Genomic DNA, 3,894 nt, shown 5'->3' with positions numbered 1-3,894 from the left:
CAGCGCGCCGAGCAGGCCGCCGCCGAAGTCCAGGCAGTAGAACTGGACCTCGCGCGGGGTGTGGGTGAGCGCGAGGCTCGCCACGACGGTCCGCAACGCCGTGCTGCGCCCGCTGCGCGGCCCGCCGACCACGAGCACGTGCCCGGCCGCGCCGGACAGGTCCAGCTCCAGCGGGTCGCGGCGCTGCTCGAACGGCCGTTCGACCAGCCCGATGACGGCGCGCAGGTCGCCGCCGCGGCGCGGGTCGGCCGCGCAGAGGCCGCGCGAGGGGTGCGCGGTGAGCACGCCGAGCAGTTCGTCTACTGTGGACGAGCGGTCCAGCGGGGGCAGCCACACCTGGTGCGCGGGCGTGCCGCGGCCGGCGAGCCGGTCGACCAGGATGTCCAGCACGCTCTCCCCCACCGCCTCGTCGTCCGCCTCGTCCGCGACCGGCTGCTCGACGCGCGGCGGCACGTAGTCCGTGGTGTAGGGGGCGATTCCGGGCACGTCGCCCGATCCGCTCGCCGCACCCGCGCCCGGCCTGCGGTGCACCCCGGACACGTAGGCGGACCGGAACCGCACCATCGGCTCGGTGCCGTACTTCAGGAACCCGTGCCCCGGCGCGCGGGGCAGGCTGAACGCGTCCGCCACGCCGAGCACCGTGCGGCTCTCCAGCTCGGAGAACGTGCGCAGGCCGATCCGGTACGACAGGTGCGTGTCCAGCCCGCGCAGCCGTCCCTCCTCCAACCGCTGGCTGGCGAGCAGCAGGTGCACGCCGAGCGATCGACCCAACCGTCCTATCTGGACGAAGATGTCGACGAAGTCCGGCTTGGCCGACAGCAGCTCGCTGAACTCGTCGCACACGACGAGCAGCGTCGGCACCTCGGGCAGCGGCGCGCCGGCGGCCCGGGCCCGGTGGTAGTCGCGCAGGGAGGCGAAGTTCCCGGCCGCGCGCAGGAGTTCCTGGCGCCGCACCAGCTCGCCCATCACGGCGTCGGCCATCCGGTCGACCAGCGGCAGCTCGTCCACCAGGTTGGTGATCACGGCGCTGGTGTGCGGCAGGCGGTCCAGCGTCGCGAACGTCGCACCGCCCTTGAAGTCGATCAACGCGAAGTTCAGCGACTCGGGCGGGTGCGTCACGGCCAGCCCCAGCACCAGGGTCCTCAGCAGCTCGCTCTTGCCGGACCCGGTGGCGCCGATGAGCAGGCCGTGCGGCCCCATGCCGTCCTCGGCGGACTCCTTGAGGTCCACGTCGACCGGCGCGCCGTCTTCCCGGAGACCGAACGGGATGCGCAGCCGGTCGCGGTTGGGCCGCTGCTGCCACGTGTCGCGCGGGTCGAACGCGTACGGGTCGCCCAGGTCCAGCAGGTCGGCGAGGCCCGTCACGCCGGACAGCGGCTGGTCGCCCGCGCCGCCCGCGGTGAGCCGCAACGGGGCCAGCTCGCGGGCCACGGCCTCCGCCGTGGGCAGGTCCAGCGCGTCCGCGCGCCCGAGCTCGACGTCGCCGTCCGCGGTGGCGGCGGTCAGCACGCCGTCCGCGGTCACGGTCAGCACGAGCACCGAGCGCTCGGGGACGCGCGGCGGCGGTGACGACAGGTCCAGCACCGTCACGCCCTCGACGCCACCGCCGGTCATCAGGTGGTCGGAGCCCGCCACCGCGCCGCCGTCCAGCACGACCACGAGGTGCGGCCCGGACGTCCCGCGCCCGTCCTCGGGGTCGAACCGGGGCCGGTCGGCGAGCAGGTCGTCCAGCACCGCCTCCAGCGCCACCACCCCGGACGCCACGAGCCGCACCGGGCCGAGCGCGTCGGAGCGGTCGGGGTGCAGGGCGTGCGGCAGCCACTTCACCCACTCCCACGACGGCCGCGCGCCGTCGCCCGCGCAGATCGCCACCCGCACGTCGTCCGGCGCGTGCAGCACGGCGAGCTGCGCCAGCACCGCCCGCACCAGGGGCGCGGCGCGGTCGCGGTCGCCGCCGACGTGGACGACGCCGAAACCGGCCAGGGCCAACGCCAGCGGCAGGTCCGGCACGGTGGCGTAGGTCGTGATGAACCGGCGCAACGCCAAGGCGGACAACGGTTCCAGCTGCTCGAGCGGCTTGGTGTCCGGCGGCACCAGCTCCAGCGCGGCGCCCTGCGGCCCCGTTCCGACGCGCACGACGGCGAAGTCCGCGTCGGAACGGCGCCGCTCCCACCGCCGGTCGCCCGCGGTGAGGGACGGCAGCGCGTCCGGCTCGGGGTGCAGGTGGGCCAGCGCCTCCCGCTGCCGCCGGATCGCCCTGGTCACCCGCACCCGGTGCTGGGCGAGCTGCCGCAGGTAGGCGCGGCGCGCCTGGGCCATCTCCCGCTTGCCCGGACCGCCGTTGTTGAGGAACGACACCAGCACCATCGCCAGCATCGCGACGCCGAACAGCCCGAACACGACGAACCGCAGCGCGCCGGTCGTGCTGCCGGAGAACATCAGCAGCATCGCGCCCATGATCGCGACCATGGGCAGCACCACGACCAGTTGCGCCCAGGTGCGCGCGGCGGGCGGCGGGATCTCCGGCGGCGCGTCCAGCACCAGTTCGCCCGACGGCACCTCCGGCGCGGGCCGGCGGACGGGCCTCGTCACCACCACGGTCGCCACGCGGCTCTCCCCTCGCTGACGGTGTCGTCCGCCGATCGTGGTGCCGCGCGGGCGGTCCGGGCCGGTGGTGGCAGGAACGTGCCGCGTGCCGTCGTCGGCCGCGGTCCGCGCGGTTCGCTGTGGACACCCGGCAACGAGCGGAAGGAGAACCGGAGTGCAGGACCAACTTCACGGTGTCACCGAGACACTGGAGCGCGCCGCCGCGATGGCCGCGACCGTGTCCGCCGACATCGAGGGACACCGGGCGGCGCTGCGCCCCACCGTGGACGCCCTCAAGGGTTCGTGGGAGGGCACCGCGCGGCCCGCGTTCGACGCGGCGCACGCGCAGTGGGAGGCGGGCATCGCGCGGCTCACCACGGCGCTGAACACGCTGGGCGAGAACACCCGGTACTCGGCGAACACCTACCTCACCGCCGACCAGGCGTCCGCGTCCGGCCTGAACGCCGTGCAGGGCGCGAGCCCGTTCGGCGGGGCGCTCGGCTAGGTCGAACGGGACCGCTCGGACGCGACCAGGACAAGGGAGGGACGGACATGCTCATCAAGGGCGACTTCGGCCAGCTGGACGGCCTGGCCGGCCAGATCGCCGCCACGGTGGCGAAGGTCGAGCAGGAGATGGACACCTGGCGCACCACGTCGGGCGCCACGTCGGCGGACTGGCTGGACCAGGCCGGCGGCCAGTTCGGCGAGATCAGCGCCGCGTGGCACCAGGTGTCGACCGCGCAGCAGGCCATGCTGCAGGCGTTGCGCGGCGGGGTGGACAAGGCCAACGGCGAGCTGCAGCAGGCGCTGGGCGCGGCCGTGGCGCGGATCGGCAGCACGGGGATCTGACGGGTGCGGTGAAGGCCCCGGCGCCACGGCGTCGGGGCCTTCCCGCGATCCGGTCACCCCTGCCGGGTGAACAGGAACACCTGGTCGGGTGGCTCGGCGGGCGGCGGACCGTCCGGGAGGCGGTCGAGGCGGGTCGGCGTCCACCGCCGCCGCCGTCCGCGCCCGAGCACCAGGACGAGCACGGCCACCAGCCCGGCGACGGCCGCACCCACCACGACGTGCCGGCGCGCCGCGGCCACCGCGCCGTCCCACCACCGCAGCTCCCGCACCGCGTCCGGGTCCTCGACCGGCTTGACGACCACCGGCATCGACGCGGGCGGCGCGGCGGACAGGCCCTCGGTGACCGCGCGGTACGGGTTCACGACGCCCGCCCCGTACGCGGCGGCGTCACCGCGGGCCGGGCTCGCCGTGGCCAGCAGCCGGCGGACGACCTCCGGCGCGGTCAGCTCGGGCCACGCC

Annotated in this window: 3 protein-coding genes and 1 pseudogene; 2 read left to right on the top strand and 2 right to left on the bottom strand. The window is 75.5% G+C overall.

Going from position 1 to position 3,894, the window contains the following annotated elements:
* A partial coding sequence (gene eccCa, locus ACFQ3T_RS35010; RefSeq protein ID WP_380730169.1) for a type VII secretion protein EccCa occupies positions 1-2,607 on the bottom strand: 2,607 nt, incomplete at its 3' end.
* 154 nt (positions 2,608-2,761) lie between these two features.
* Here eccCa and ACFQ3T_RS35005 point away from each other — a divergent pair.
* Both ACFQ3T_RS35005 and ACFQ3T_RS35000 read left to right on the top strand, forming a co-directional pair.
* Entirely contained in the window at positions 2,762-3,091 is a 330-nt protein-coding gene (locus tag ACFQ3T_RS35005; RefSeq protein ID WP_380730166.1) for a WXG100 family type VII secretion target, read from the top strand.
* Between the two features lie 47 nt (positions 3,092-3,138).
* Positions 3,139-3,435: a WXG100 family type VII secretion target gene (locus ACFQ3T_RS35000; protein WP_380730164.1), complete on the top strand. Its 297-nt coding sequence runs from the start codon at positions 3,139-3,141 to the stop codon at positions 3,433-3,435.
* Positions 3,436-3,488: 53 nt separating this feature from the next.
* Here ACFQ3T_RS35000 and ACFQ3T_RS34995 read toward each other — a convergent pair.
* Positions 3,489-3,894: pseudogene (locus tag ACFQ3T_RS34995) on the bottom strand (type VII secretion-associated serine protease mycosin); the annotation flags it as partial.

This window comes from Saccharothrix hoggarensis (assembly GCF_042678885.1).
Lineage (GTDB): Bacteria > Actinomycetota > Actinomycetes > Mycobacteriales > Pseudonocardiaceae > Actinosynnema > Actinosynnema hoggarensis.
Note: the sequence above shows the minus strand (reverse complement) of the source record. Positions and strands in the feature narration are given on the sequence as shown.

Coding starts and splice junctions, on each gene's coding strand:
- ACFQ3T_RS35000 (WP_380730164.1), top strand. CDS start 3,139: ATGCTCATCAAGGGCGACTTCGGCCAGCTGGACGGCCTGGCCGGCCAG.